Genomic DNA, 26,493 nt, shown 5'->3' with positions numbered 1-26,493 from the left:
GTCACCGGTACCAGCCGAACCGCTCGGCGATCAGCGGCAGTCGGTCCGCCACAAGCGCGTGTGCGGCCGTCCGCGGACTCGTCCCGTCGGCCTGAGCCCGGTCCAGCATCCGGCCGACCAGGTCCCGCATCGAGCGTCGTGTGTAGGCGAACGCCTCCTCCGCGTCGGCGCCCACGTCACCGAACAGCGTCCACCACCACCAGGCGTTCGTCCCGGAGTTGACCACCACGTCCGGCAGCACGCTCACCCCGCGCGCGGCGAGCAGGCCCTCCGCGTCGGGCAGCACCGGCATGTTGGCCGCCTCGACGATCCACCGTGCGGTGATGTGCTCCTGGTTCTCGGTGTCGATGGCGTACGAGACCGCGGCGGGCACCAGTACCTCGGCCTCGGCCGACAGCCAGGCGTCGCCGGGCAGTTCGCGGTCGGTGGGGCGCAGTGCTCCCCGGTCCACCGTCCCGTAGGCGTCGCGCGCCGCGAGCAGCGCCTCCACGTCGAGTCCCTCGGGATGGGCGATCGTGCCCTTCACATCGGCGACCGCGACGACCGACAGTCCCGCCCGCGCCAGGAAGCGCGCCGTGGCCCCGCCCATGGTGCCGAAGCCCTGCACGGCCACCCGGGTGCCCGCATACGGCACACCGGCCCGGTCCAGGGCGGTCAGCACGGACTCGGCGACCCCGCACCCGCCGACCAGCGCATCCAGACCGATGCCGTCCACCTCCAGGGCGAAGGCGTCGGCGAGCCGTTCGCGGGCCGCCGCCTCGTCGGTGAGAAGCGGGTACACGGCCTGGATCGAGGACACCAGTCCCGCCTCGGCGGCCGCCCGGTCCACCAGGTCCTGGGTGAGGCCCAGGTCCTCCCCGGTGGTCCAGACCGTCTCGACGTACGGCCGCATGGCACGCAGATAGCGCACCAGGACGTCGTAGGCCTCCGGGGCCCGGGGGTCGCAGTCGATGCCGCCCTTGGCGCCGCCCAGCGGCACGTAGCGGCCCTCCGGGTTGTAGTGCAGCGCCTCCTTCATGGTCATGCCGCGGGCCAGCCCGGCGACCTCGTCCAGCGTGCAGCCGGGCCGCATCCGCAGCCCGCCGCTGGCGACGCCCCGGACGAGGCGGTCGACGACGAGGTAGCCCCGGTGGCCGGTGACGTGGTCGGTCCAGACGAGCGTGATGAGGGGAGCGCCCCGATCGGTGGTCATGAGCCCACTGTACTGAACGGCGATTCAGTTGCCTGCCCGGGACCCGATGAGCGGGGGCTGCCCTTCGAGGGCCTTCTACCGCCTCTGGTGTGCGGTGGACACCGGCTCCGCACGCTGCGGTACGTCGCAGGAGTCCTTGAATCCCTGACTCGTCAGGCCCAGTGCCGCGTTGATGCGCGAGCGCAGGTTCTCCACCGCCACCATCGCCGTCAGCTCGACGAACGCGGGCTCGCCGAGCCGGCCGACGAGCCGGGCGGCGAGCTCGTCGTCCACCGTGGGCGGGGTGGCCGTCATCGCCTCGGCATACGCCATGACGTCGCGCTCCAGCTCCGTGTAGGCGTCGCTCTCGCGCCAGCGGGGCACGTCCACGAGCTTCTCGCGGGCCATGCCGCGTTCCCGGCTCACCCAGTGGCCGAAGTCCATGCACCAGGAGCAGCCGACCGATGCGGCCGTCGCCATCTCGGCCAGCGCCTTGAGGTCGGCGTCGAGCCGGTTCCACTTGGCGACCGACCGCTCGAAGCGCAGATCGGCCCGCAGCACGCCCGGCTGATGGGCCAGCGCCTTGCCGGGGTCCAGGACCTTGCCGTAGGTCCTCTTCGAGTACCACTCCATGAAGCGGAAGAAGAACGTGCGGCGCGGGGTCAGGGAGACTCGGGCCATGGGGCACCTCCAGTACGTCGTTCCGGGGCGCTCTTCGCGAGCACCCGCACCGTTTGCGACGAACCGGCACCACCGGGATGTGACATGACGGCCCGCACGTGTCGCGCTGTGCGCCGGGGAGGTCGCACTGTGACACGGCAGGCCCGTCGTCGTCGGAGGGGCCGACAATAATGGAAGATCTCATCGACTCCACTGGAGGTCCTGTGTCCGGTTCACGTTCCCTGAGCTCGGGGCTCCGAGCGCTGCGGCCCGCCGCCTTCGGCGCGGATCCGAGCGGGGAGCGCCTGGCGCGCATCCGCAGGTCGCCGCACTTCGCGGACGGCGTCTTCGTGAACCCCGAGGGCACCCGGACCCGCCCGTCCGGCGGTTCCACGCTTGAGCTGGCGAAGGTCTACTTCCGCAAGGACGCCCGGGTCCGCCGCGCTCCGTCCGGCACCGTGCCCGTGCATCCGACGACGTACGCCGATCTGGCCGCGCCTCCCGCGAGCGGGTTGCGGCTGACATGGATGGGGCACTCCAGCGTGCTCGCCGAGATCGACGGGCACCGGGTGCTGTTCGACCCGGTCTGGGGAGAGCGCTGCTCGCCCTTCGACTTCGCCGGCCCCAAGCGGCTGCATCCGGTGCCGCTGCCGCTCGCCGCGCTCGGCCCCGTCGACGTCGTCGTCATCTCGCACGACCACTACGACCATCTCGACCTGCCCACCATCAAGGCCCTGGCGGGGACGGACACCGTGTTCGCGATACCGCTCGGTGTGGGCGCCCACCTGGAGCACTGGGGTGTCTCGGCCGACCGGCTGCGCGAGCTGGACTGGCACGAGACGACGAAGGTCGGCGGCGTCAGCCTGACCGCCACCCCGGCCCGCCACTTCTGCGGCCGCGGTCTGCGCAACCGGCAGCACACGCTGTGGGCGTCCTGGGCCGTGGCCGGCGACGAGCACCGGATCTACCACAGCGGCGACACCGGCTACTTCGACGGGTTCAAGGATATCGGCGCCGCACACGGCCCGTTCGACGCCACGATGATCCAGATCGGCGCCTATTCGGAGTACTGGCCCGACATCCACATGACGCCCGAGGAGGGCATGCGCGCCCACCTCGACCTCCAGGGGGGCAGCCCGCAGGGTGTGATGCTGCCGATCCACTGGGCCACGTTCAACCTGGCGCCGCACCCCTGGGCCGAGCCCGGCGAGGGCACCGTCGAGGCGGGGCGGGCGGCCGGAGCGCCGGTCGCGCTGCCTCGCCCGGGCGAGCCCTTCGAGCCGACCGCTCCGGCCGTGCCCTCGGAGCCGTGGTGGCGCGGGGTCGCGATCGAGCCGGAGGGCGGCTGGCCCGCGCCCGTGGCCGTCGCCGACACTGCGGGTGACATCCCGGGTGAGGGCACCACAGGATCCGGGGAGCCGGAGACGGTCTCGGCAGGCTGACCTTTCGGGCGGACGCCGGACCAAGGCGAGGGCCGGGGAGCACAGTGCTCCCCGGCCCTCGCCCATTGTTCCCGACCACTTCTGACCAGCTCTGATCGGTTCGGTCATGCAGTGGGAACGCGTGTCCGGTTGGTTGTCGGTCTGTCGTACGACGCGTCATACCAGAGCGGGAAGCTCTCCGGAGGACTTTGTCCACAGCCCTCCGCGCACGCCTTCAGGGCGACTACGCTGAGTTGCCGCCGCGCGACGGAGCGCCGCCGTTCCTCGGCCTTCCCGACCCGGCGCCGCGAGGGCGCATGCCCGAGCCGCGCAGACCGCGGGGACCCCACGCCCCCGACGCACCGAGTACGAGGACGCCGATGTCTCACCTTCGCGCACCGGCCGCACGCGCAGACCGCCGTGAGGGCGGGCGGCACGGACGACCGGTCGCCCAGACCGTCCCCGCGCCCCCCGCCACCGCCATACGGCCCCGGTTGCTGCGTCTGGCGATCCTGCCCTGCCTCGCGGTGACCCTCAGCGCCTCCGCCGCCGTGCTCTTCACCGTCCGTGCCACCGGTGCGCGCCCCACGCTTTTGATGTGGGCCGTGTTCGCGGGCGCCCTCGGAGTGGCCTTCGCGGGCATCGCGATCGCCGCCGTCGCCGCCGAGCGCGCCGCCACATCCGTCGCCGAGCGGCTCGAGATGCTGCGCCGCACCAGCGCACGCGGCGAGGCGGACCTGCGGGCCCTGGTCGAGGCGATCCGCCGCGGCGACACTCCGCCCACGCGCACGCCCCGCGGCAAACCCACCAAGGACGGCGACGAGTTCGAACTGCTCGCAGACGAGTTGTCGCGGGCCCACGACGGCGCCTCCGCCGCCGTCCTGCAGGCGGCACAGCTCTCCAGCCAGACCGGCAGCGAGCAGAAGCTCGAGGTCTTCCTCAACCTCGCGCGGCGCCTGCAGTCCCTCGTGCACCGGGAGATCTCGATCCTCGACGAGCTGGAGAACGAGATCGAGGACCCCGACCTGCTCAAGGGCCTCTTCCACGTCGACCATCTCGCCACCCGCATCCGGCGCCACGCGGAGAATCTCGCCGTGCTCGGCGGCGCGGTCTCGCGCCGCCAGTGGAGCAATCCGGTCCCGATGACCGAAGTGCTGCGCTCGGCCGTCGCCGAGGTCGAGCAGTACGCGCGGGTCAAGCTCGTACCGCCGGTGGACGGCACCCTGCGCGGCCACGCCGTCGCCGACGTCATCCACCTCCTGGCCGAACTCGTCGAGAACGCCACGGTGTTCTCGGCTCCGCACACCCAGGTCCTGCTGCGCGCCGGCCATGTCACCTCCGGGCTCGCCATCGAGGTCGAGGACCGCGGGCTCGGCATGCCGCAGGCCGAACTGAGCCGGATGAACACCCTGCTGGCCGACCCGGACCAGGTCAACGTCGCCGGACTGCTGGCCGACGGCCGCATCGGCCTGTTCGTGGTCTCGCAACTCGCCCGCAGGCACGGCATCCACGTCCGGTTGCAGACCAACATCTACGGCGGCGTCCAGGCGGTGCTCGTGGTGCCGCAGGGGCTGATCGGTCCGGATCCGGGCACGGCCGGAGGCGCGGCACCCCAGGAGCCGCAGACGACCGACCCCGACACCGGACCGGTCGGGACCCCCGGTGCCGCAGGCCCGCAGGAGACCGCTCCCGGAAACCATCGCCCCCACGTACCCCCGCCCCGGGGCGCGCGGGCCGCCCACCCGCCCCTCGGCGGTTCCGAGCCGTCGGCGGCGCGCGGAGCGCAGTGGCCGGGCGGCGATCCGGTCCCGGACGAGCGCGACCGGTCTCCGCTGCCCGTGCGCGACGCCGACAGTGCCCGGCCCAATCCCGCCGAGGCCCTGCCCGGACTCCGTTCCGGCGACCGGCCGATCGTCGAGCGGCCCACCGACAGACGGCCGGCGCCCCTGGTCGGTACCGTCCGCGGCACGATGGGCAAGCCCCGGCTGCCCCGCCGCCGCGCCCAGGAGCACCTCGCACCCCAGCTTCGTGGGGGACCGACGCCGCCCGCACGCCAGGAGGGCGAGCAGCCCATCGGCCACGACCCGGGCCTGATGGCCGCCTTCCAGCGGGGCATCGGTCTCGCGGAGGCACGTGAGCAGGCGGGGCCCGGCCACAACGATCCGGACACCGGTGCGGGGGCCGTCCCCGACCCGCACGACGGGGCACGGTCCGACGTCCCGTACCTCGAGCCGGTGTTCCCCGATGACACGCCGTCGCCGCCTGCCGAAGCACCGGCCGGGGACCGGGCGCACACGGCCGACGTGCGCGCCCGACGCGAGCCCGACCGGGAACGGACCGTCCGGCGGGACGGGAGTGCACCGCCCGGATGACCACACCGACCCCGCCCGCTCCCGCAGACCCGCGAACCCCAAGGAGTCGATCCACCATGGCGAGCGAAGTGCCGACCGCCGATGCCTCCGACCTCGACTGGCTGATGAGCGGGCTCGTGCAGCGCGTGCCGCACACCACGAGCGCGGTCCTCCTGTCCTGCGACGGTCTCGTGAAGTCCGTCCACGGCCTCGACCCGGACAGCGCCGACCACATGGCCGCTCTCGCCTCCGGCCTCCACTCCCTCGGCCGCAGCGCGGGCATCCGCTTCGGCGACGGGGGCGACGTCCGGCAGATCGTCGTCGAACTCGACTCCACGCTGCTGTTCGTCACCACCGCGGGCTCGGGCACCTGTCTCGCCGTCCTCGCCGACCGAGAGGCCGATGCCGCGGTCCTCGGCTACGAGATGGCGATGCTCGTCAAGAGTGTGCGGCCGTTTCTCGCGACCGCTCCGCGCCGCTCCACGGCGACCCGGCCTTGAACGTCACCGCGGCGGCCGGCGACGGCCCCTGGCTCGACGCCGCAGCCGGACGGCTCGTACGTCCCTACACGGTCAGCGGCGGCCGCACCCGGCCGAGCACCGCGTTCGACCTGCTGTCCCAGGTGAGGACCACCGGCGTCGTCCCCCTCGGCTACCTCGGCCCCGAGCACTCCGAGGCGCTCGACCTGTGCCGGGCACCCGTCTCGGTCGCCGAACTGGCCGCTCACCTGAGGCTTCCGGCGGCGGTGACCAAGGTGCTGCTGTCCGACCTCGTCGACTGCGGGGCGCTCACCACCAGGCCCCCCGCCCACCACCACAACCCCACCGACCGGTCCCTTCTGGAGGCAGTGCTCGATGGATTACGACGACAGCTCTGACCCCTTCCCCACCGCCGTGAAAGTCCTGGTGGCGGGAGGGTTCGGGGTGGGCAAGACGACCTTCGTGGGTGCGGTCAGCGAGATCGCCCCGCTGAGCACGGAGGAACTTCTCACCACGGTCGGCGCCGCGACCGACAGCCTCGAGGGCATCGAGAACAAGGTCGAGACGACCGTGGCGATGGACTTCGGCCGCATCACCCTCGATGCGCAGCACGTGCTGTACCTGTTCGGGACTCCCGGACAGGAGCGGTTCTGGTTCATGTGGGACGAGCTCTCCGAGGGGGCACTCGGAGCGGTGATCCTCGCCGACACCCGGCGGCTGGAGGACTGCTTCGCCGCCGTCGACTTCTTCGAGCAGCGCGGCCTCGGATTCGTCGTCGCCGTCAACGAGTTCGACGGCGGCCACCGCTACGGCCAGGAGGAGGTGCGCTCCGCCCTGGACCTCGCCCCCGAGATCCCCGTCGTGTGCTGTGACGCCCGGATCTCCAGCTCGGGTGTGCAGACCCTGCTCACGCTCGTCCGTCATCTCCTCGTGCTTGCCCCGGCGGCGGCCACGAACCGGGGGGTCCGCGCATGATCCCGGGACGACTGCTGCTGACCCCGGAGGACAAGGACGCCGCCGCGCGCGTCCAACGGCTGCGCCTGCTGGGGCTCGGGGAGCGCGCGGAACCTGAGTTCGACGCGTTCGCCGCCCGCGTCGCCGACGTCGCCGCCGCGCCCTACGCGATGGTGAACTTCATCGGTGAGCACCGCCAGTTCTTCGCCGGACTCCACCAGCCCGCCGACCGGCCGCTCGTCGCCGACGGCGCGCGCCCGGAACCGGTCCGCCACCTGGGCCGCGCGTACGGGTTCTGTCCGCATGTGGTGGTCCGGGGCAAGGCGCTTGTGCTCGAGGACGTCCGCGACTACCCGCGCTTCGCCTCCAACCCGGTCGTGGACGAACTCGGCGTCCGCTCCTACCTGGGAGCCCCGCTCGTCGACCGGACGGGCCTCGCCCTCGGCACGGTCTGTGCGCTCGACCTCGAACCGCGCCCCTGGGGCCGGTCGGGACTGGAGACCATCAAGGCGCTCGCCGCGGAACTGGCCGAGCGGATCGAGCAGGAGCGGACCGGGGCCGCCGGAGGCGGGGCGTGAAGGAAAGCTGCGGCCGAGCTTAAGAAATCCTCGATGGACCGGGCGCCTCCGGTACGGCAGATTTCTGACTGATCTCATCTCTCTTCCCGGTAGGGGCTCCTTCGGCACGCCCGGTTCCGGGATCGCACCCACAGGAGCCGTAGCGTTGAAGGCGCTGGTCAAGGACAAGGCGGAACCGGGGCTTTGGCTCACCGACGTCCCGGAGCCGCAGGTCGGCCCGGGTGACGTACTGATCAAGGTCCTCCGGACCGGGATCTGCGGTACCGATCTGCACATCCGCTCCTGGGACGGCTGGGCGCAGCGGTCCATCCGCCCCCCGCTGGTGGTCGGGCACGAGTTCGTCGGCGAGGTCGTCGAAACCGGCCGGGACGTCACCGAGGTGAAGATCGGCGACCGCGTCAGCGGAGAGGGCCACCTGGTGTGCGGCAAGTGCCGCAACTGCCTGGCCGGACGCCGCCATCTGTGCCGTGCGACGGTCGGGCTCGGCGTGGGACGCGACGGCGCGTTCGCCGAGTACGTGGCGCTGCCCGCCTCGAACGTGTGGGTCCACCGGGTTCCCGTCGACCTCGACGTCGCCGCGATCTTCGATCCGTTCGGCAACGCCGTGCACACGGCTCTCTCCTTCCCGCTGGTCGGCGAGGACGTCCTGATCACGGGCGCGGGTCCGATCGGTCTGATGGCCGCGGCCGTGGCCCGCCACGCGGGCGCCCGCAACGTCGTCATCACCGACGTCAGCGAGGAGCGGCTGGAGCTGGCACGCAAGATCGGCGTGAGCCTCGCGCTGAACGTCTCCGAGGCCACCATCGCCGACGGCCAGCGCGAGCTGGGGCTGCGCGAGGGCTTCGACATCGGTCTGGAGATGTCGGGCCGCCCCGAGGCGATGCGCGACATGATCGCGAACATGACGCACGGCGGGCGGATCGCGATGCTCGGGCTGCCGTCCCAGGAGTTCCCCGTCGACTGGTCCCGGATCGTCACCTCCATGATCACGATCAAGGGCATCTACGGGCGCGAGATGTTCGAGACCTGGTATGCGATGTCGGTCCTGCTCGAGGGTGGACTCGACCTGGCCCCCGTGATCACCGGCCGTTACGACTACCGCGACTTCGAGGCGGCGTTCGCGGACGCGGCGAGCGGCAAGGGCGGCAAGGTCATCCTCGACTGGACCGCCTGACGCGCGGCTCGGTTCGCCCCCGGGCCCTGTGAGCAGGCGCCGAGAGGCCGACCGTGTTCGGCCGCCCCGGATCGGGCCCTCTCCCGTCCCGCGGCGCTCTCTCGGCACCGGCACCGCCCATCGCCCCACTCGCCCTTCGCACCCAAGGAGCTTTTCCGATGTTCGACTCCGTGCGCGACGACCTGCGCGCCACCCTCGACGAGATCCGCGCCGCCGGGCTGCACAAGCCCGAGCGTGTGATCGACAGCCCGCAGTCCGCGACCGTGCGCGTGAGCGCCGGCGGCCGCCCCGGCGAGGTGCTCAACTTCTGCGCCAACAACTACCTCGGCCTCGCCGACCACCCCGAGGTGATCGCCGCGGCACACGAGGCGCTGGACCGCTGGGGCTACGGCATGGCCTCCGTGCGCTTCATCTGCGGTACGCAGGAGGTGCACAAGGAGCTGGAGGCGCGGCTGTCCGCGTTCCTCGGCCAGGAGGACACGATCCTGTACTCCTCCTGCTTCGACGCCAACGGCGGTGTGTTCGAGACCCTGCTCGGCCCGGAGGACGCCGTCATCTCCGACGCCCTCAACCACGCCTCGATCATCGACGGCATCCGGCTGTCCAAGGCCCGCCGCTTCCGCTACGCCAACCGCGACATGGCGGACCTCGAGCAGCAGCTGAAGGAGGCTTCCGAGGGCGGTGCGCGCCGCAAGCTGATCGTCACCGACGGCGTCTTCTCCATGGACGGCTATGTGGCGCCGCTGCGCGAGATCTGCGACCTCGCCGACCGCTACGACGCCATGGTCATGGTCGACGACTCGCACGCCGTGGGTTTCGTCGGCCCCGGTGGCCGCGGCACCCCCGAGCTGCACGGCGTCATGGACCGTGTCGACGTCGTCACCGGCACGCTCGGCAAGGCGCTCGGCGGGGCCTCCGGCGGCTATGTCGCCGCCCGTGCCGAGATCGTCGCACTGCTGCGCCAGCGTTCCCGGCCCTATCTCTTCTCGAACACGCTCGCCCCCGTGATCGCGGCGGCTTCGCTCAAGGTGCTCGACCTGCTGGAGTCGGCGGGTGACCTGCGCGAGAAGCTGGCCGAGAACACCGCGCTCTTCCGGCGCCGCATGACGGAGGAGGGCTTCGACATCCTGCCCGGCGACCACGCGATCGCCCCGGTCATGATCGGCGACGCGGCGCGAGCCGGCCGCATGGCCGAGCTGCTGCTGGAGCGCGGCGTCTACGTCATCGGGTTCTCCTACCCGGTGGTCCCGCAGGGCCAGGCCCGCATCCGTGTGCAGCTGTCCGCCGCGCACTCCACGGCCGACGTCGACCGCGCGGTCGACGCGTTCGTCGCGGCCCGGGCGGAGCTGGAGGCCTGAGACGCCCCGCGCTCTTGCGATAATCGGTCGCATGATCGAAGCGCGGCGGCTGCACATCCTCCGTGCGGTGGCGGACCACCGCACCGTGACGGCCGCTGCCGCCGCGCTCTATCTCACCCCCTCCGCGGTGTCCCAGCAGCTCACCGCGCTGGAACAGGAGACCGGCCACCGGCTGGTCGAGCGCAGTGCCAAGGGGGTGCGACTCACCCCGGCCGGCGAGATCCTGCTCAGCCACACCCACGCCGTCCTCGCCCAACTGGAGCGCGCCGAGGCCGAGCTGGCGGCGTACGGCGCGGGGTCCGCCGGCACCGTGACTCTGGCCTCCTTCGCCACCGGCATCGGGCTGGTCGTCGCGCCCGCGCTGGCCCGGCTCGCCCGGACCGCGCCCGGAATCCGGGTGCGGGTCCAGGACGCCGAGGGCGATGCGAGCCTGCCGATGGTGCTGGACCGGCAGGTCGATGTCGCGGTCGCCGTCGAGTACCGCGGCGCACCCGACGCGGACGACCCCCGGCTCACCCATGTTCCGCTGTATGCGGAGCCCTTCGACGCGGTGGTGCCGTTCACCCATCGCCTCGCGGACGCGGGCGAGGTCCCGCTCGGCGAGCTGGCCAGGGACGCGTGGATCGGCCCGTATGCCGGCAATCCCTGCCACGACGTCGTCGTCCTCGCCTGCGAGCACGCCGGATTCCAGCCCCGCCTCGAACACTCCTCGGACGACTTCCGCGCGGTCGTCGCGCTCGCCTCCGCCGGCGCCGGGGTCGCACTGGTGCCCCGTTCGGCCCTGCGTGGCATGGACCTCACCGGTGTGGTCGTCCGCCCGGTCGACGGGGTCGCGCCCACGCGCCGGGTCTTCGCCGCCGTGCGCCGGGGCGCGGAGGAGCACCCTCTGATCCGGCCGGTACTGGACGCGCTGGCGGAGGCCGCCACCGAGGACTGACCGACCCCGCCGGGGCCTGCGTTCGTCGGCGGAGTCCCGCCCACACATGGGGAGCGATTCTCGTATGTGAGATAGCATCCCGGATATGGACGGCGAAGTGATCAACAGCGTGGACGCCCGGCTCGCCGGACGCCTGGCCGAGCTGCGGGCGGAGCGCGGCTGGTCCCTGGAGGAACTGGCGGAGCGCAGCGGGGTGAGCCGCTCGACCCTCTCCCGGGCCGAACGTGCCGAGATCAGCCCGACCGCTTCGCTGCTCAATCGGCTCTGCGCGGTCTACGGCCGCACGATGTCCCGGCTGCTGAGCGAGGTCGAGGCGGAGCCCGCGCAGGTGGTCCGCGCCGCCGAGCAGACCGTGTGGCGGGACTCGGCCTCCGGTTTCGTACGGCGGTCGGTGTCCCCTCCGCATCCCGGACTGCGCGGCGAACTCGTGGAGGGGCGGCTCGCGGCGGGCGCCGACATCGCGTACGACCGGCCGCCCGTGCCCGGACTCGAACAGCACATCTGGGTCATCGACGGCGCGCTGGAGGTGACGGCCGGGGACGTGGAGCACCGGCTCTGCGCCGGCGACTGTCTGCGGCTGCGGGTGTGGGGGGCGACCCGGTTCCGGTGCCCCGGGCCCGACAGCGTGCGGTACGCACTCGTCGTGGTGCTCCCATGACCGCGATCGCCGCGCTGAGCGGGACCGAGGTGCTCGCCCGGGCGGAGGGCCTGGCCGAACTGCTGACCGACAGCGTGCACGGTGGAGCCTCGATCGGCTTCCTGGCGCCGCTCGAGCGGTCCGAGGCGGTCGCCTGGTGGCGGGCGCGGGCCGCCGCGGTCGAGGCGGGCGGTCTCGCGGTGTGGGTGGCCCACGAGGGGGACCGGGTGCTGGGCACGGTCGGACTGGCCTTCCCGGACAAGGCGAACAGCCGCCACCGCGCCGAACTGGTCAAGCTCATGGTGCACCGGGAGGCCCGCGGCCGGGGCCTGGGGCGCCGACTGCTGGCCGCGGCCGAACAGGGGGCCGCGGCGGCCGGGATCACCCTGCTCCACCTGGACACCGAGACCGGCAGCACGGCCGAGGCCCTGTACGGCTCCGCGGGGTGGACACGGCTCGGGGCGATTCCGGACTACGCGGCGACACCGGCCGGCCTCCCGCATCCGACGACGGTCTTCTACAAGCGTGTGGCGGATTCCCGCTGAGCGTGCGGTCTCTGTCAGTGGCATTGGTTACGGTGCGGGACATGCCGGACGCCGAAGACGTACGCCGTATCGCCCTGTCCCTGCCGGACACGGCCGAGAAGACCGCCTGGAACATGCCCACGTTCCGGGTCGCGGGGAAGATGTTCGCCACGCTGCCCGAGGACGAGACGTCCATGGCGGTGCGGTGCCCCAAGGAGGAGCGGGACGAGCTGGTCCTGGCCGAGCCCGGGAAGTTCTGGGTCGCCGATCACGAAGCGCAGTTCGCCTGGATCCGAGTGCGCCTCGCGACCCTCGAGGACGAGGCGGAGCTGCGCGACATCCTGGCCGACTCCTGGCGCCAGGCGGCCCCGCCGCGCCTGCTCGACCACCACCCGGAGCTGGGCCTCGCGGCCGGGGACTGACGTGCGGGTGACCGGCGGACAAACCGGTGCGCGACCACCGGCCCGAGTGCGGTATTGTTTCTGTGCGCGTTCGGCCGGGGGAAACCCCAGGTCAGGCGGGCAACGGGACGTGGCGCAGCTTGGTAGCGCACTTGACTGGGGGTCAAGGGGTCGCAGGTTCAAATCCTGTCGTCCCGACCAGCTTCATTGCAGGTCGGAGGCCGTTTTCTCAGAGATGGGAAGACGGCCTTCCTCGTGTCCGCCCTTCGATGGCCGCCCGTGAGGTCCAGGCATCGCGGGCCGTGACCGGGCAGTCGTCCCAGGGCTGTGCGCGCTCTTCCGCCATCCGGGAAAAGGCTTGGACTCCGTGGGCGCCGCCGCGGGACACTTCGACTCCTGGTCTGCCCCTGTTCGTCCGTCGTTGTCCCCACGAGCCGCACGGGGCACCCCCGTCGTGTCCCGTCCGACCGCTCGCGACCCGAACGAGGGCCGCCCCCCGAACCGCACCTCCACACGGCCATCGAGGCAGCGTCACCACCCGGAAGAAGCACGTGGCGCCGCCGCACGACACCACAGGGTTGGGATGGGATCACCTGATTCGCGCAAGGTCGCGCCGGGCAAGCGTTCCGTGCTCCTGGCACTTCGTTACTACGCAAGGGAGTTGGCACGGCAGAGGCGGCTCACGCTGCCCGCGATGCTGCTGCCGGCGCTGGGCAACATCGGCATCAACTACATCGCGCCGCTGATCGTCGCGAAACTCGTCGGCCGCATCGCCGGCGACTCCGGCATCGGCGTCGGTTCGATGCTTCCCTACGTCCTCGGCTTCGGCTGCGCCCTGCTGGTCGCCGAGGCGCTGTGGCGCCTCGGCCTCCACTGCCTGAACCGTCTGGACGCCCTCGGCATCGAGCGCCTGTACGTGCTGGGCATGGACGAACTGTTCGCCAGGGACGCCGCCTTCTTCCACGACAACTTCGCCGGATCGCTGACCAAGCGGGTTCTGAGCTTCGCCTCCCGCTTCGAGGAGTTCGTCGACACGCTGACGTTCAACGTCGTGGGCAGCTTCGTGCCGCTGCTGTTCGGCTCGGTGGTGCTGTGGCGCTACGAACCGCTGCTCGTCGTCGGGCTCTTGGCGATGATCGCACTGACGGCGCTGTGCGTGGTGCCCCTCATCCGTCGCCGCCAGGCACTCGTCGATCAGCGCGAGGAGGCGATCGCCCGGGTGTCCGGCCATGTCGCCGACAGCCTGATGAACATGGACACGGTCCGGGCGTTCGCAGCCGAGGAAAGCGAGGCCGCCGAACACCGGTCCCGCGTCGCCGAGTCGCGGCGTCTGACGCTCAAGTCGTGGGACTACGGCAACCTGCGCATCGACACGCTGGTCGCGCCGATGTCCGTGCTGACCAACGCCCTGGGCCTGCTGCTCGCGGTCATGCTGGGCGGGGGCCGGCACGGTGTGGAGGCCGTCGTGGTGGCCTTCACGTACTACAGCAACGCCACCCGGATCATGTTCGAGTTCAACCAGATCTATCGTCGTCTGGAGAGCTCGATGACGGAGGCCGCACAGTTCACCGAACTGCTGCTGACCCCTCCGACCGTGCTCGACCCGGCGACACCCGAGGTCCTGCGGTCCAGGACCGGCGATGTCCGCTTCGAACGGGTGACCTTCGCCCACGGAGGCGGCAAGCCGCTCTTCGAAGGGCTCGACCTGGCCGTGTCCAGCGGGTCGAGGATCGGACTCGTCGGCCGGTCCGGCGGCGGCAAGACCACCCTGACCCGGCTGTTGCTGCGGATGACCGACATCGACGCGGGCCGGATCCTGGTCGGAGGTCAGGACATCAGCAGGCTGCGCCAGGCGGACCTGCGCAGTCTGATCGCCTACGTGCCGCAGGACCCGGCCATGTTCCACCGCTCACTGCGGGACAACATCGCGTTCGCCCGGCCGGACGCCACCGACGCCGAGATCCGGCGTGCCGCCGAGGCGGCGCACGTCACGGAGTTCGCCGACGCGCTGCCGGACGGCTTCGACACCATGGTGGGCGAGCGCGGTGTCAAGCTGTCCGGCGGACAGCGGCAGCGGGTCGCACTCGCCAGGGCGATCCTGCGCGACGCGCCGATCCTGCTGCTGGACGAGGCGACCAGTGCGCTGGACTCCGAGAGCGAGATCCTCGTCCAGGAAGCGCTGTGGCGGCTCATGGACGGGCGGACGGCGCTCGTCGTGGCGCACCGGCTGAGCACCGTCGCCGGCATGGACCGGCTGGTGGTCCTCGACCGCGGCCGGATCGTCGAGCAGGGCACCCACCAGGAGTTGCTTGCATCGGAGGGCGCCTACGCGAAGCTGTGGCAGCACCAGTCGGGCGGCTTCCTCGACGACAGTCCCGCGCGGGCCGAACTGCACTGATCGCCTGCCTGCGCCCCGGGCGCCCCGGCACGCGATCCCGTGCTGCGAAGGGGACCTCGGCGGCCGGCCTGCGGCCGCCGTCGTTCCCTCCGTCACCGCATGATGTTCACCGCGCGAGCCACGACCAGGCCCACCGTGACGATGGAGACGGCCGACTGCATGAGCATCAGCAGCTTCGCCCACCGTGACATGGGCATCGTGTCGGTCGGGCTGAACGCGGTCGCGTTGGTGTACGAGACATACAGGTAGTCGAAGAACGCCGGTTCCCAGTCCCGGCTTACCAGCTCCTGCACCTGCATCTGCGGGAAGAGGAAATCGGGATGCGCGCGGTGGGCGTGTGCGCGGGCGACGGGGCCGCCACGGTCGAACTCCCAGTACCACAGGGCGAAGACGACGATGTTGGTGCCCCAGATGCCGGCCGCGACCAGGAGCAGTGAGCTGGCGGAACGTTCCTCGTGCCCGGTGAGCAGGGCGGTGAGGAGCAGCACCAGTGACCAGGCGTTGGCCAGGCTGGCGAGCGCCGCGAGAGCCAGGGACGCGCTGCGGAGCGGAACCGACTCGCGATTGATCCTGCCCGGATTGCTGAGCAGAAGCACCGCGAGGAAGACGCCCTCCACGGCGGGCAGCAGCCAGTGAGGGTGGAGAGTCAGCTTTCGGGGCTCCGCGAGTTGGGCGGCGATGATGAGCGCCAGAACCGCGGCGACCTGCCAGCGGTGCTCACCGTCGGTCGGCCGCCGCCACGCGGGGACCTTGGCCTTCTGCGGTGCATCAGTCATGCGGGTAAGTGTCGTACGGCGTCGGGGCGGCTCCTTCGCAGGGGGAGCGGCGGGCGCGTCCGTACCGACGGCGGCGTCCGGAGCGCCGGGCTCCCCGAACGGGGAGCCCGGCGCACGGTTCAGCCCTGCGTCTCGGCGCGGTCGGTCGTGCCCCAGAGCGTGTGGAAGCTGCCCTCGCGATCGACCCGCCGGTAGGTGTGCGCGCCGAAGTAGTCGCGCTGGCCCTGGGTGAGGGCGGCCGGCAGGCGTTCGGCGCGCAGGGAGTCGTAGTACGAGAGGGCGGCGGAGAACGCGGGCACCGGCACACCCCTGCGGGCCGCCGTGGCGACCACCTCGCGCCAGGGCACCTGGGCGTCCCCGATCTCGGCCGCGAACCCCGCGTCGGACAGCAGGCTGACCAGACCCGGATCGGCGGCACAGGCGGCCCGGATGCGGTCGAGGAAGGCGGCGCGGATGATGCAGCCGCCGCGCCAGATCCTGGCGACCGCGCCGAGGTCGATCTCCCAGCCGTACTCCGCGGCGGCGTCCAGGATCATCTTCCAGCCCTGGTCGTAGGCGATCAGCTTCGAGGCGTAGAGGGCCTGTTCCACCTGCGCGGTGAAGCGCTCGGCCTCGTACCGGGTGAGGTCCCACCGCGTGCCGCCCGGCAGCCCGCGGTAGGCGTGGCGCAGCGCGGACTGCCCGGAGGCGGCGCGGGCGAAGGTGGCCTGGGCGATGGCGGTGACGGGGGAGCCCAGGTCCAGAGCGGTCTGCACGGTCCAGCGCCCGGTTCCCTTCTGCCCGGCGGCGTCGGCGACGACGTCCACGAACGGCTCGCCGGTCGAGGCGTCCACGTGGGCGAGCACCTCCGCCGTGATCTCGATCAGATACGAGTCCAGGCGCCCCTTGTTCCACTGGCGGAAGATGCCGGCGATCTCGGCGGGGGAGTAGCCCGCCACCTGGCGCAGCAGGTCGTAGGCCTCACCGATCACCTGCATGTCCGCGTATTCGATGCCGTTGTGCACCATCTTCACGAAGTGCCCGGCGCCGTCGGTGCCGATGTGCGTCGTGCACGGCTCGCCGTCGACCTCGGCACTGATCTTCTCGAACATCGGCCCCAGCGAGGCATACGACTCCGGGGAACCGCCGGGCATGATGCTCGGTCCGTGCAGGGCGCCCTCCTCGCCGCCGGAGACACCCGCGCCGACGAAGTGGATGCCCCGATCGCGCAGCGACCGCTCCCGGCGCCGGGTGTCGGAGAAGTGCGCGTTGCCACCGTCGATGATCATGTCGCCGGGCTCCAGGAGCGGCGCGAACTCCTCGATCACGGCATCGGTCGCGTCGCCCGCCTGCACCATGATCATCAAGCGGCGCGGACGCTCCAGCGCCGCCACGAACTCCTCGGCCGTCCCGGCGGCCACGAACGCGCCCTCGTGCCCGAACTCCTCGACCAGCGCCTTGGTCCGGGTCGGGGTGCGGTTGTGCACGGCCACGGTGTACCCGTTCCGCGCGAAGTTCCGGGCCAGGTTGCGGCCCATCACCGCGAGCCCGGTGACGCCGATCTGCGCGGTCGCCTGCATGCTGTGCTCCTTGGGTCCGGATCCACCGCCCGTGTCCTTCCCGGGTGCGGCGGACCTCGCTCGGTGCGGCTCGTACCGCTGTCGCGATCAGGTACGGACGGCGGGGCGGGAGTTGCTCACCGCGGGCCGCGGGATCTCGGCGCGCCACCGGAGCGCGTGCCGGTGGCGCCCGCCCGACCGAGCGAGGCCGGCCCGGTCAGGCACCGAGGACGTGGAGGGAGACCCAGAGCGCCGCCACCGCGCCCACCAGCGCGGTCGGCACGGCGATCGCTCCGAGCCCGGTGAACTCCTTGAGGTCGACGGCGTGCTCGTGCTGGTGGACGATACGCCGCCACAGCAGAGTGGCCAGGGAGCCGGCGTAGGTGAGGTTGGGGCCGATGTTCACGCCGAGCAGGACGGCGAGGACCGCACCCGGACCCGACGGGACGGTCAGCGGCAGCAGGACCAGGACCGCCGGCAGATTGTTGATCAGATTGGCCAGTACGGCGGCCAGGGCGGCGATGCCCAGCAGTGCGGGCAGGCCGGTCCCGTCGGGGAGCACCCGGCCGAGTGCGTCGGCGAGCCCGTTGTCGACCACCGCGCGCACCACCACACCGAGCGCCAGCACGAACGCCAGGAAGGAAGGTGCCGCCGCCCGCACCACGGTGAGGGGGGTGGCCCGGCGCCGGACGAGCGCCCGCACGGCCAGTACCAGCGCTCCGGCCAGCGCCGACCAGGCGGGGTCGATGCCGAAGGCGGACGCGATCACGAACCCTGCGAGCGTGCAGGCCACGGTCAACAGGGCGAACAGGGGGAGCGGGGGCGGCTCGTCCCGGACCGGTGCCGCGGCTCCGGCGTCGAGGTCCCGATGGAAGAACCTGCGGAAGACGACGTACTCGGCGGTGACGGCGACCAGCCACGGCAGGGCCATCAGAGCGGCGAACCGCGTGAAGCTCAGCCCCGAGGCGCCGAACGCGAGCAGGTTGGTGAGATTGGAGACCGGCAGCAGCAGCGAGGCGGTGTTCGACAGATGGGTGCAGGCGTAGAGGTGGGGTTTGGGACGGGCACCCATATGGGCCGCCGTGGCGAACACGACCGGGGTGAGCAGCACGACCGTGGCGTCCAGGCTGAGCACGGCGGTGATCACCGAGGCGAGGGTGAACACCGCGGTCAGCAGGCGACCGGGCCGGCCGGCCGCCCAGCGCGCCATCCAGGCGCCGCACGCCCGGAACAGCCCCTCCACGTCGCAGAAGTGGGCCAGTACCAGCACCGCCGCCAGAAAGCCGACCACGGGCCCGAGCCGCTGGGCCTCGGCCCCCGCATGAGCCGGGGAGATGGCGCCGGCCGCGATCGCGATCCCGGCTGCCGGAACCGCGACGACGGCCTCCGGCAGCCCGAAGGGACGCACCACGGCGCCGGCCAGTACGGCGACGAGCAGAACGATGGAGAGGGCCTCGGCGAGCGGGGTGTTCAGAGTGCGGTCCTTCCGGTACGGATTCGGCGGTGCCCTTCCATCACACCAGGTCGGACGGCATCGCTCGACGCGCAGCGCCCCGGACGACGGTGCGGCGTCGCCGTCACCCACCCGCCCGCAGTCGCCAACCGTGGTCCACCGGCCCGATGCCGGCCCCCAGGGCGAAGCCCGCCGCGATGGCCTCGGTGACGTACTCCTTGGCCTGCCGCACGGCCTGCGGCACCTCGAGACCCTGGGCGAGCCCCACCGCGACCGCGGAGGCGAGGGTGCAGCCCGTGCCGTGGGTGTGCCGGTTGTCGTGGCGCGGGGCGCGCAGCCAGTGCTCCTCGCGGCCGTCGGTCAGCAGGTCGACGGCCGCACCGGGCAGATGCCCGCCCTTCACGAGCACCCACCGGGGCCCGTACGAGAGCAGTTCCGCGGACGCGCGGCGCATGCCCTCCTCGTCGGTCACCGCGATGCCGGTCAGCTCCGCGACCTCGTCCAGGTTCGGCGTGGTCACCGTCGCGCGCGGCAGCAGCCTGGTCCGCACCGCGTCCAGCGCGTCGTCGGCGAGCAGCCGGTCCCCGTGCTTGGAGACGCTCACCGGGTCCACCACGACCGGAACCCCCACGTCCGCAAGCAGTTCGGCCACCACCGTGACCAGCCGGGGCGAGGCGAGCATGCCGGTCTTCACCGCCTGGACGCCGATGTCGTCGACCACGCTGCGGTACTGGGCGCGCACCGCCTCCACCGGCAGTTCCCAGGCGCCCTGCACGCCGACGGAGTTCTGCGCGGTGACCGCGGTGACCACGCTCATGCCGTGGGCGCCCAGCGCCAGCATGGTCTTGAGATCGGCCTGGATCCCGGCTCCGCCCCCGGAGTCGGAGCCGGCGATGGTCAGGACGCGCGGCGGGGCGGTCATGCGCGGCCCTCCTCTCGGACGCGCAGCGGGGCGTACACCGCGAGGGCCACCAGGAACGCCACGTAGTACGAGACGTCGGCGCCGTGCAGCGCACGGGCCACCGGACCCGCATACAGGCCCGTGTCCATGAACGGCACCGCGGCGGCGAAGGCGCCGGCGAAGGCGAGCAGCGGCGGCCACACCGACCGCGGCCGGGCCGTCTCGGCGGCGAGGTCGGTCACTCGGCCGCGCCGCACGAGCCAGTCGACGACCACGATCGCCACGAACCCGGGGATCCAGTAGCCGACGAACAGCAGCACGTTCTGGAAGCGGGCGGTGGTGTCGGCCGCGTGCATCCACAGCACCAGCGGGAATCCGAGAGCGGCGGCAAGGGCGGCCGCCACCGGGCGCGGTATGCGCAGGCCGATGGTCTGCAGTGCCAGTGAGCCGCTGTAGTCGTTCATGGCGTTGCTGCACAGGGCCGCCAGCGCCACCGCGAGCAGTCCGAACGCGCCCGGCGCGCCTCCGCCGAGCAACTGCTCCACCCCGGCGGCCGTCTGGTCGGTGAGCGCCGAGGCGCCCCACAGACCGAGGACCTGCACGGCCATGAACGACACGACCAGACCGAGCAGCGTGTACCAGAACATCCGGGTCCGGGACGTGGTGCGCGGCAGATATCGGCTGAAGTCGCTGGCGTACGGGGCCCAGGACAGGGTCAGACTCAGGGCGATGGTGCTGGTCAGTACGAACGCGCCCGCCCGGTCCGCACCGTGTGCACTGCCCGACAGGGCGGGGTGGACGCCCGACGGCATCCGTACGGCGATCAGTGCGAAGGCGGCCGCGAGGACGAAGGTCATGACGATCTGAAGACGGTGGATCGCCTCGTAGCCGAGCACCCCGAGCGCACCCTGCCCCAGCATCATGACCAGCACCCCGAGCCAGAACGGCCAGCCGCACAGGCGTGCAAGCGCGTCCCCGCCGAACAGGCCGATCAGTGCGTCCCAGGCGACCGAGGACAGCCACTGCAGGGCTCCCGGCAGCACCACCGCGCGTCCGAACGCGAGCCGGGCGAGCGGGAGCTGGCCCGCACCGGTGCGGCTTCCCCAGGTGCCGAGGTAGGCCGTGGGGACTGCACCGAGCACCGTGCCCAGTACGACGGCGAGGAGTGCCGTGGTGAAGTCGAGGCCGAGCGTGATGCCGATGGTGCCCGTGAAGACACCCGTCATGGTCAGATTGGGGGCGAACCACACCGTGAACAGCCGGCCCGCGCCGCCGTAGCGATTGCTCTCGGGGACCGGTTCGATGCCGTGTCCCTCGACCCTGAGATCGCCGGGAGCGGTGGGCATCCGCCCGTCGAAGACGGTCCGCCGGCCGTCGGCGGGCAGCCCGCCGGAGACATGCGCCAATGGCATGAAAGACATCCCTCCGCCAGTACGAACTGGTTCAGGTTCAACGGGTGTGATCTCAGCCCGCAGGTGGGGCACCCCGTGTCCGGTACGGCGGCAAGACTAACCCGAGCCGCCGGATGTGCCATACAGAAGGGCCGCCACCGGATGCGGTGGCGGCCGGTCGGAGCCTCGCTGCGTGACGCCGCCGCGGCCCGCCCGTGCGGCGTGCCCCGGGACGGTCCGGACCGCGTACCTGACGAGCGGCCCCCGGCAACGCCCGGGCCGGGGCGCCGGGTTCGGTGTTCGCGGCGGGTTTCGCCCGCGTCCCCGGACCGATGTCCCGGTGGGGCACGGCGGCCTTCGCCGCGACGGTCGCCGAGCCCTCTACCTGTTCTGCTCGAGCGTCACCTGGTCCACCACCTCGCGCATGACCCGGATGTCGTCGTCGGTGAGGTCCATGCGCCGCTTCTGCAGGATGGCGACGACGCGGGGGCCGGTGGGGCCGTCCGCCCGGCCGGGAGTGCCCGTTCCCCGGTCGGCGTCCTGGACCCGCAGCCAGGCCGCGAGTTCCTGGGACGTCATGTTCACCACCCGCTGGAACTCGTCCCACAGCGCGTCCGTCTCCAGGGCGTCGGCCATCGTGAACTCCTCTCGCCCTCGCGGGCACCGTCCGCTCCGTACGTGCTCGTGTCCGTAGGTGTGCCGTCCGCTCAGTCCTCCCGCGGCCGGTTCTCCGCCTCGAACATCCAGTGCTGCTTCTCCAGCTCCGCGGTGAGCCCGATCAGCAGGTCCTGGGTGACCGGGTCCGGTTCGCCGGTCACGTCGATCCGGGTGCGCAGGCGTCCGATCGCCGTCCCGGGCGACTCGACCATCAACCGGACGACGTCGGTGTCGCGCAGCCGGCCGTCCTTCGCGCCCGGCAGGCCTTAGGCGGAGCCGACGGTCTCCGGCCTGCCGTCCGGCGGGACGCCGAGCGCGGCCGCGCGTTCGGCCATGGTGTCCGAGCAGGAGCGCGCCGTGGCCACCACCTCGTCGAGCTGGAGGTGGATCGAACGGAACCTCGGTCCGACGATGTTCCAGTGGGCCTGCTTCGCCATGAGGGAGGGCCCGACCAGGTCGACCAGGGTTTCCTGCAGGGCTTCCCCGGCGACGGCACGTGCGGGTTCGGGCAGGGTGCTGTGCACCACGGTCATCGTGCGCTTCTCCTTGTCACGGGCCGGTTTCTGGACCGGAGCAGCGCGGCGCGTTCCCTCTCGTCGGTGCCTCCCCAGACGCCCGCCGTCTGCCCGGTGTCCAGTGCCCACTCGAGGCAATCGCCGGCCACCGGACAGCGTCGGCACACACGCTTCGCGGCGGCGGCCTCCACCAGAGCCGGTCCCGTTGTGCCGACCGGGAAGAACAAGTCGGGGTCCTCCTCCACACATGCCGCGTGTCGCAACCACTCCATGGGCGCCCGGGTGCCCGAGAGGCAGGGGGTGAAACCCGGTGGGAAGCGGGCGTTCCGGGGATACCGGGGGGATGGATCTTCCCAGTGGCGGCCCCGCGCTCTATAGTCAAAAACTAGCAGTGCTAATTACTCGTCGAGGGTGCTCAGGAGTCCCGTCGTGCGTACCGTCCACTTCGCTGCAGCCCGCCGTACTCCCATCGGCAGACTGCGTGGCGCTCTGTCCTCCGTGCGGCCCGACGACCTCGCGGCGACAGTGATCCGCGGTCTGATGGCCGACGTGCCCGCCCTCGACCCGGCGCGCATCGACGACGTCTACTGGGGCGCCGCGAACCAGGCGGGCGAGGACAACCGCAACGTCGCCCGGATGGCCGCGCTCCTCGCGGGCCTGCCCGAGTCCGTGCCGGGCGCGACGGTCAACCGGCTGTGCGCCTCCGGCCTGGAGGCGGTCACCACGGCCGCCCGCACCGTCGCCGCGGGCGAGGCCGACATCGTGCTGGCGGGCGGCTCGGAGTCCATGAGCCGCGCCCCGTTCGTGCTGCCCCGCCCCGACGAGGCCCTGCCGCACCGCATGGAGACCGTGGACACCCGCCTCGGCTGGCGTCTGGTCAACCCGGCGATGAAGGACCTCCACGGCCTGCTGTCCATGGGCGAGACCGCCGAGGAGGTCGCCGAGCGGTACGGAATCGGCCGCGAGCGCCAGGACGACTTCGCCCTGCGCAGCCACCGGCGGGCCGCCGACGCCCGCAAGAACGGGTACTTCGACGCCGAACTGCTCCCCGTGACCAGGGCGGACGGTGTCGCCGTCACGACCGACGAAGGTGTGCGCGAGGACACGTCGTACGAGAAACTCGCCCGTCTCAAGCCGGTGTTCCGTGAGGGCGGCACCGTCACGGCGGGCAACGCCTCGCCCATGAACGACGGTGCGGCCGGGCTCCTTCTCGTCAGCGAGGAGGCATTGAACGAGCTCGGCCTGCAGTCCCTCGGCCGCTATGTCGCGGGGGCCTCGGCCGGTGTCCACCCGGACGTCATGGGCATCGGTCCCGTCCCGGCGACCGAGAAGGCGCTCGCACGCGTCGGCTGGACGATCGGCGACATCCAGGAGGCCGAGTTCAACGAGGCGTTCGCGGCCCAGGCCCTCGCCTGCGTGGACCGCCTCGGGATCGACCCGGACCTGGTCAACCCCACCGGCGGCGCCATCGCCCTCGGTCATCCGCTCGGCTGCTCGGGCGCCCGCATCCTGACCACCCTGCTGCACCGCATGCGGCGCACCGGTGCCGCCCGCGGCCTCGCCACCATGTGCGTGGGGGTCGGCCAGGGCAGCACGGTGCTCGTCGAGCGCGACTAGGGTCTGTCGTCGGACGGGTCGGTGACGCGGCCGGCTGGTGGCCGGCCGCCGGAACCCGGCCCGGCCGGCGTCAGGAGCTCGTGAGCACGACGAGCTGCTGGGTCGCCCGGGTCATCGCGACATAGCGGTCGACCGCCCCCTCCACACCCGTGCCGAAGGCCTCCGGGTCGACGAGGACGACCAGGTCGAACTCGAGCCCCTTCGCCAACTCCGGCGTCAGCGACCGTACGCGGGGCGTCGCCCGGAACGTGGGGTCGCCGATGACACAGGCGACCCCGTCGGCATGCCCGTCGAGCCAGGTGCCGAGGATCGAGTCCCGGTCCGCGACGCGGCCGTGGACGACGGGGATCCCGGTGCTGCGTACGGACGTCGGCACATTGGCGTCCGGGAGCACGGCCCGGACGGCCGGCTCGGCCTCCGCCATGACCTCCTTCGGCGTGCGGTAGTTGATGCTCAGGGACGCCACATCGATCCGGCCGAGCCCGATCCGCTCGAGCCGCTCACGCCAGGACTCGGTGAACCCGTGCCGGGCCTGGGCGCGGTCCCCGACGATGGTGAAACTCCGGGACGGGCAGCGCAGCAGCAGCATCTGCCACTCCGCGTCGGTCAGTTCCTGCGCCTCGTCCACGACGATGTGCGCGAACGGGCCGGCCAGCGGTTCCTGCGCGGTCCCGGGCAGCGCGGCCTCGTCGATCAGACTGTCCTGCAGATCCCGTCCGCGCAGCATCGTCACCGCGCCCTCGCCGTCCTCGTCGGCCGCGAGCACGTTGTCGATGACCGCGGCCATGCGCTCGCGTTCGGCGGCGACGGACGCGTTGCGCCGGCGCCTGCGCCTCGACGCCTCCGGGTCGCCGAGTCGCTGCCGGGCGGCGTCCAGCAGCGGCAGGTCGGACACCGTCCAGGCCTGGGGCTCCGTGCGCTGCAGTCCGCGGACGTCGTCGGGGCTCAACCAGGGCGCGCACAGCCGCAGATAGGCGGGTACCGACCACAGGTCTCCGACGAGGTCGGCGGCTTCGAGCAGCGGCCATGCGCGGTTGAGCGCCCCGACCAGTTCCGCGTCACGTTGCAGCGCCCTTCGGAACAGATCGGGCGAGATGTCGCCGTCGTGCTTGTCCCGGAGTGCGGTGAGCAGAGCCTCCCAGATCTGGTCGCGCGCCTCGTTGTGCGGAGTACCGGGGTCGGGCGCCTCGAACGCCTCGGCCCAGTCGTCCGCACTCAGCCGAACGTCGCCCCAGGCAGTCGTCACCGACATTGCGCCGGTGGGCGGCGACTCGTAGAACCGCACGGCCGTCTCGACGGCCTTCACCATGCTCGCGGACGACTTCAGCCGGGCGACGGCCGGGTCGGTCTCGATCATCGCTCCGGCCCCCTCGGCGACCAGGTCCCGCAGGGTGCAGGTCCGCACCCCGTCCTCGCCGAGGCTCGGCAGGACGTCGGAGACGTAGGCCAGGTACGGCTGGTGCGGGCCGACGAACAGCACGCCGCCCCGACGGTGGTCGATGCGGGGATCGGAGTAGAGGAGGTAGGCGGAGCGGTGCAGTGCGACCACGGTCTTTCCCGTGCCGGGACCGCCGTCGACGACGAGGGCGCCGGGGGAGGCCGCCCGGATGACGGCGTCCTGGTCGGCCTGGATGGTGGCGAGCACGTCCCGCATCCGGTCCGAGCGGCTGCCGCCCAGCTCGGCGATGAAGGCGGACTGGTCGTCGAGAGCGGCGCGCCGCTCCAGCCCGTCGGCGGTGAACACCTCGTCCCAGTAGTCGCTGATCCGTCCGCGGGTCCAGCGATACCTGCGGCGGCTCGCCAGACCCATCGGATGGGCGTGGGTCGCCGCGAAGAACGGCTCGGCCGCCGGTGAACGCCAGTCGATCAGCAGCCGGCGCCCCGTGCTGTCCGTCAGGCCCAGTCGCCCGACGTACAGGGGCTCCGGGCTGTCCGCGTCCACGATGCGGCCGAGGCACAGGTCCAGACCGAAGCGACGCAGGGCGCGCAGACGGGCGGTCAGCCGGTGGACCTCCGCGTCCCGGTCCATCGCCTGCCGCCCGATGCCACCGGGCGACTTGAGTGCGGTGTCGAGGCGGTCGGACAGTTCGGAGATCGTCTGTTCCAGAGTTTCCGCGATCGCCGCGAAGTGCCGCTCGTCATCGGCGATCAGCAACGGGTCGGCCTTCGCGGCGAGGCGATCGGGCAGGTCGAACGTGCTGGTGGTCAGGAAGTTCATGTCAGCGGCTCCGATCCGGGTTCGCGTCCGCAGAGTCCGGCGCCGCGCACACCCGCGGCCCCTGGCAGAGCACCCGCGACGGCGGCATGCGGCACCCCGCCGGTACAACGTCACGGCACGCCCCATGAACCGACAAAAGCAAATGCACTTCGTGAATCTCCCATTTCCGCAAGTTCCGGCGTCGGTGTGCGATTGTGCGGCACCGACCGGGCCTTGCCGCAAGCCCCCCGGTGCGCTATACGTTGAGAGTGGCGAGGGGTGCGTGCTCACCTCCGCATCGATCGGCCCCGGTGGGCGGCCGGACTCTCGCGAGGCGCCAACAGGCCCCGGTCCTGCGGGAACGCGGGCCGCGGACCATCAAGGCGCGGATCACCAGGCGAGACA

General features: G+C 72.1%; 23 protein-coding genes, 1 tRNA gene, 2 pseudogenes and 1 riboswitch. Of the genes and pseudogenes, 15 read left to right on the top strand and 11 right to left on the bottom strand.

What is annotated here, in order from left to right; all coding sequences use genetic code 11:
* Position 1 precedes the first annotated feature (1 nt).
* Positions 2–1,192 carry a glutamate dehydrogenase gene (locus ACSHXN_RS07340; RefSeq protein WP_356112766.1) on the bottom strand — a complete coding sequence of 397 codons (1,191 nt, stop codon included), beginning with the start codon at positions 1,190–1,192 and terminating at the stop codon, positions 2–4.
* Between the two features lie 75 nt (positions 1,193–1,267).
* A complete protein-coding gene (locus ACSHXN_RS07335; RefSeq protein ID WP_355135770.1) occupies positions 1,268–1,852 on the bottom strand; it encodes a carboxymuconolactone decarboxylase family protein in 585 nt (194 codons plus the stop codon).
* Between the two features lie 203 nt (positions 1,853–2,055).
* Between ACSHXN_RS07335 and ACSHXN_RS07330 the strand changes: the two genes are divergently transcribed.
* From ACSHXN_RS07330 to ACSHXN_RS07265, 14 genes are all read left to right on the top strand, one after another.
* A complete protein-coding gene (locus ACSHXN_RS07330; protein ID WP_438302821.1) occupies positions 2,056–3,273 on the top strand; it encodes an MBL fold metallo-hydrolase in 1,218 nt (405 codons plus the stop codon).
* Positions 3,274–3,632: 359 nt separating this feature from the next.
* Positions 3,633–5,624, top strand: coding sequence for an ATP-binding protein (locus tag ACSHXN_RS07325; protein ID WP_438302820.1), 1,992 nt, complete (start codon positions 3,633–3,635; stop codon positions 5,622–5,624).
* Between the two features lie 56 nt (positions 5,625–5,680).
* Entirely contained in the window at positions 5,681–6,103 is a 423-nt protein-coding gene (locus tag ACSHXN_RS07320) for a roadblock/LC7 domain-containing protein (protein ID WP_355135764.1), read from the top strand.
* On the top strand, positions 6,100–6,480 hold the full coding sequence (locus ACSHXN_RS07315) for a DUF742 domain-containing protein (protein WP_355135762.1): 381 nt from the start codon (positions 6,100–6,102) through the stop codon (positions 6,478–6,480). Before ACSHXN_RS07320 ends, ACSHXN_RS07315 begins: the two co-directional genes overlap by 4 nt.
* Entirely contained in the window at positions 6,458–7,057 is a 600-nt protein-coding gene (locus ACSHXN_RS07310; RefSeq protein ID WP_356112758.1) for a GTP-binding protein, read from the top strand. Before ACSHXN_RS07315 ends, ACSHXN_RS07310 begins: the two co-directional genes overlap by 23 nt.
* The gene (locus tag ACSHXN_RS07305) at positions 7,054–7,614 is read left to right on the top strand and encodes a GAF domain-containing protein (RefSeq protein WP_355135758.1); all 561 of its coding nucleotides are present in this window, start codon (positions 7,054–7,056) and stop codon (positions 7,612–7,614) included. Before ACSHXN_RS07310 ends, ACSHXN_RS07305 begins: the two co-directional genes overlap by 4 nt.
* Positions 7,615–7,759: 145 nt before the next feature.
* Entirely contained in the window at positions 7,760–8,788 is a 1,029-nt protein-coding gene (gene tdh, locus ACSHXN_RS07300) for an L-threonine 3-dehydrogenase (RefSeq protein WP_355135756.1), read from the top strand.
* 158 nt (positions 8,789–8,946) lie between these two features.
* Entirely contained in the window at positions 8,947–10,146 is a 1,200-nt protein-coding gene (locus ACSHXN_RS07295; RefSeq protein WP_355135754.1) for a glycine C-acetyltransferase, read from the top strand.
* A 31-nt stretch (positions 10,147–10,177) separates the two neighbouring features.
* Positions 10,178–11,083: a LysR family transcriptional regulator gene (locus tag ACSHXN_RS07290; RefSeq protein ID WP_355135752.1), complete on the top strand. Its 906-nt coding sequence runs from the start codon at positions 10,178–10,180 to the stop codon at positions 11,081–11,083.
* Between the two features lie 85 nt (positions 11,084–11,168).
* Positions 11,169–11,741, top strand: coding sequence for a helix-turn-helix domain-containing protein (locus ACSHXN_RS07285; protein WP_438302819.1), 573 nt, complete (start codon positions 11,169–11,171; stop codon positions 11,739–11,741).
* On the top strand, positions 11,738–12,265 hold the full coding sequence (locus tag ACSHXN_RS07280) for a GNAT family N-acetyltransferase (protein WP_438302818.1): 528 nt from the start codon (positions 11,738–11,740) through the stop codon (positions 12,263–12,265). Before ACSHXN_RS07285 ends, ACSHXN_RS07280 begins: the two co-directional genes overlap by 4 nt.
* A gap of 41 nt (positions 12,266–12,306) precedes the next feature.
* Positions 12,307–12,666: an MmcQ/YjbR family DNA-binding protein gene (locus tag ACSHXN_RS07275; RefSeq protein WP_355135746.1), complete on the top strand. Its 360-nt coding sequence runs from the start codon at positions 12,307–12,309 to the stop codon at positions 12,664–12,666.
* 103 nt (positions 12,667–12,769) lie between these two features.
* A tRNA-Pro gene (locus ACSHXN_RS07270) sits at positions 12,770–12,846 on the top strand.
* A gap of 382 nt (positions 12,847–13,228) precedes the next feature.
* Positions 13,229–15,043 carry an ABC transporter ATP-binding protein gene (locus ACSHXN_RS07265; RefSeq protein WP_355802937.1) on the top strand — a complete coding sequence of 605 codons (1,815 nt, stop codon included), beginning with the start codon at positions 13,229–13,231 and terminating at the stop codon, positions 15,041–15,043.
* 92 nt (positions 15,044–15,135) lie between these two features.
* Here ACSHXN_RS07265 and ACSHXN_RS07260 read toward each other — a convergent pair whose 3' ends face one another.
* The 8 genes and pseudogenes from ACSHXN_RS07260 to ACSHXN_RS07225 all read right to left on the bottom strand — a co-directional run bounded on the left by ACSHXN_RS07260 (position 15,136) and on the right by ACSHXN_RS07225 (position 22,546).
* The gene (locus tag ACSHXN_RS07260) at positions 15,136–15,819 is read right to left on the bottom strand and encodes a hypothetical protein (RefSeq protein WP_355135742.1); all 684 of its coding nucleotides are present in this window, start codon (positions 15,817–15,819) and stop codon (positions 15,136–15,138) included.
* A gap of 119 nt (positions 15,820–15,938) precedes the next feature.
* A complete protein-coding gene (gene gndA / locus ACSHXN_RS07255) occupies positions 15,939–17,378 on the bottom strand; it encodes an NADP-dependent phosphogluconate dehydrogenase (protein WP_356112746.1) in 1,440 nt (479 codons plus the stop codon).
* Between the two features lie 196 nt (positions 17,379–17,574).
* Complete coding sequence (locus tag ACSHXN_RS07250; RefSeq protein WP_355135792.1) at positions 17,575–18,831, bottom strand: arsenic transporter; 1,257 nt, start codon at positions 18,829–18,831, stop codon at positions 17,575–17,577.
* 103 nt (positions 18,832–18,934) lie between these two features.
* Positions 18,935–19,732: a bifunctional hydroxymethylpyrimidine kinase/phosphomethylpyrimidine kinase gene (gene thiD, locus ACSHXN_RS07245; RefSeq protein WP_355135738.1), complete on the bottom strand. Its 798-nt coding sequence runs from the start codon at positions 19,730–19,732 to the stop codon at positions 18,935–18,937.
* Positions 19,729–21,123 (bottom strand): purine-cytosine permease family protein, encoded by a 1,395-nt coding sequence (locus ACSHXN_RS07240; protein ID WP_355135736.1) that lies wholly within the window; start codon positions 21,121–21,123, stop codon positions 19,729–19,731. The genes thiD and ACSHXN_RS07240 overlap by 4 nt, the downstream gene beginning before the upstream one ends.
* Positions 21,115–21,209, bottom strand: a riboswitch (TPP riboswitch). Its footprint overlaps the gene before it by 9 nt.
* A gap of 292 nt (positions 21,210–21,501) precedes the next feature.
* A pseudogene (locus ACSHXN_RS07235) lies at positions 21,502–21,738 on the bottom strand (DUF3140 domain-containing protein); the annotation flags it as partial.
* Positions 21,739–21,809: 71 nt separating this feature from the next.
* A pseudogene (locus ACSHXN_RS07230) lies at positions 21,810–22,292 on the bottom strand (Dps family protein).
* Complete coding sequence (locus ACSHXN_RS07225) at positions 22,289–22,546, bottom strand: WhiB family transcriptional regulator (protein ID WP_355135734.1); 258 nt, start codon at positions 22,544–22,546, stop codon at positions 22,289–22,291. The pseudogene ACSHXN_RS07230 and the gene ACSHXN_RS07225 overlap by 4 nt, the downstream one beginning before the upstream one ends.
* Positions 22,547–22,703: 157 nt before the next feature.
* On the opposite strand from ACSHXN_RS07225, the gene ACSHXN_RS07220 reads away from it, so the two are divergent.
* The gene (locus ACSHXN_RS07220) at positions 22,704–23,891 is read left to right on the top strand and encodes a thiolase family protein (protein ID WP_355802923.1); all 1,188 of its coding nucleotides are present in this window, start codon (positions 22,704–22,706) and stop codon (positions 23,889–23,891) included.
* A gap of 70 nt (positions 23,892–23,961) precedes the next feature.
* Here the strand turns inward: ACSHXN_RS07220 and helR are convergent, their stop codons facing one another.
* Entirely contained in the window at positions 23,962–26,109 is a 2,148-nt protein-coding gene (gene helR / locus ACSHXN_RS07215) for an RNA polymerase recycling motor ATPase HelR (protein WP_356295849.1), read from the bottom strand.
* Between the last annotated feature and the right edge of the window lie 384 nt (positions 26,110–26,493).

This window comes from Streptomyces sp. HUAS TT11, assembly GCF_051553595.1.
In the GTDB taxonomy this organism is placed as follows: domain Bacteria; phylum Actinomycetota; class Actinomycetes; order Streptomycetales; family Streptomycetaceae; genus Streptomyces.
Note: the sequence above shows the minus strand (reverse complement) of the source record. Positions and strands in the feature narration are given on the sequence as shown.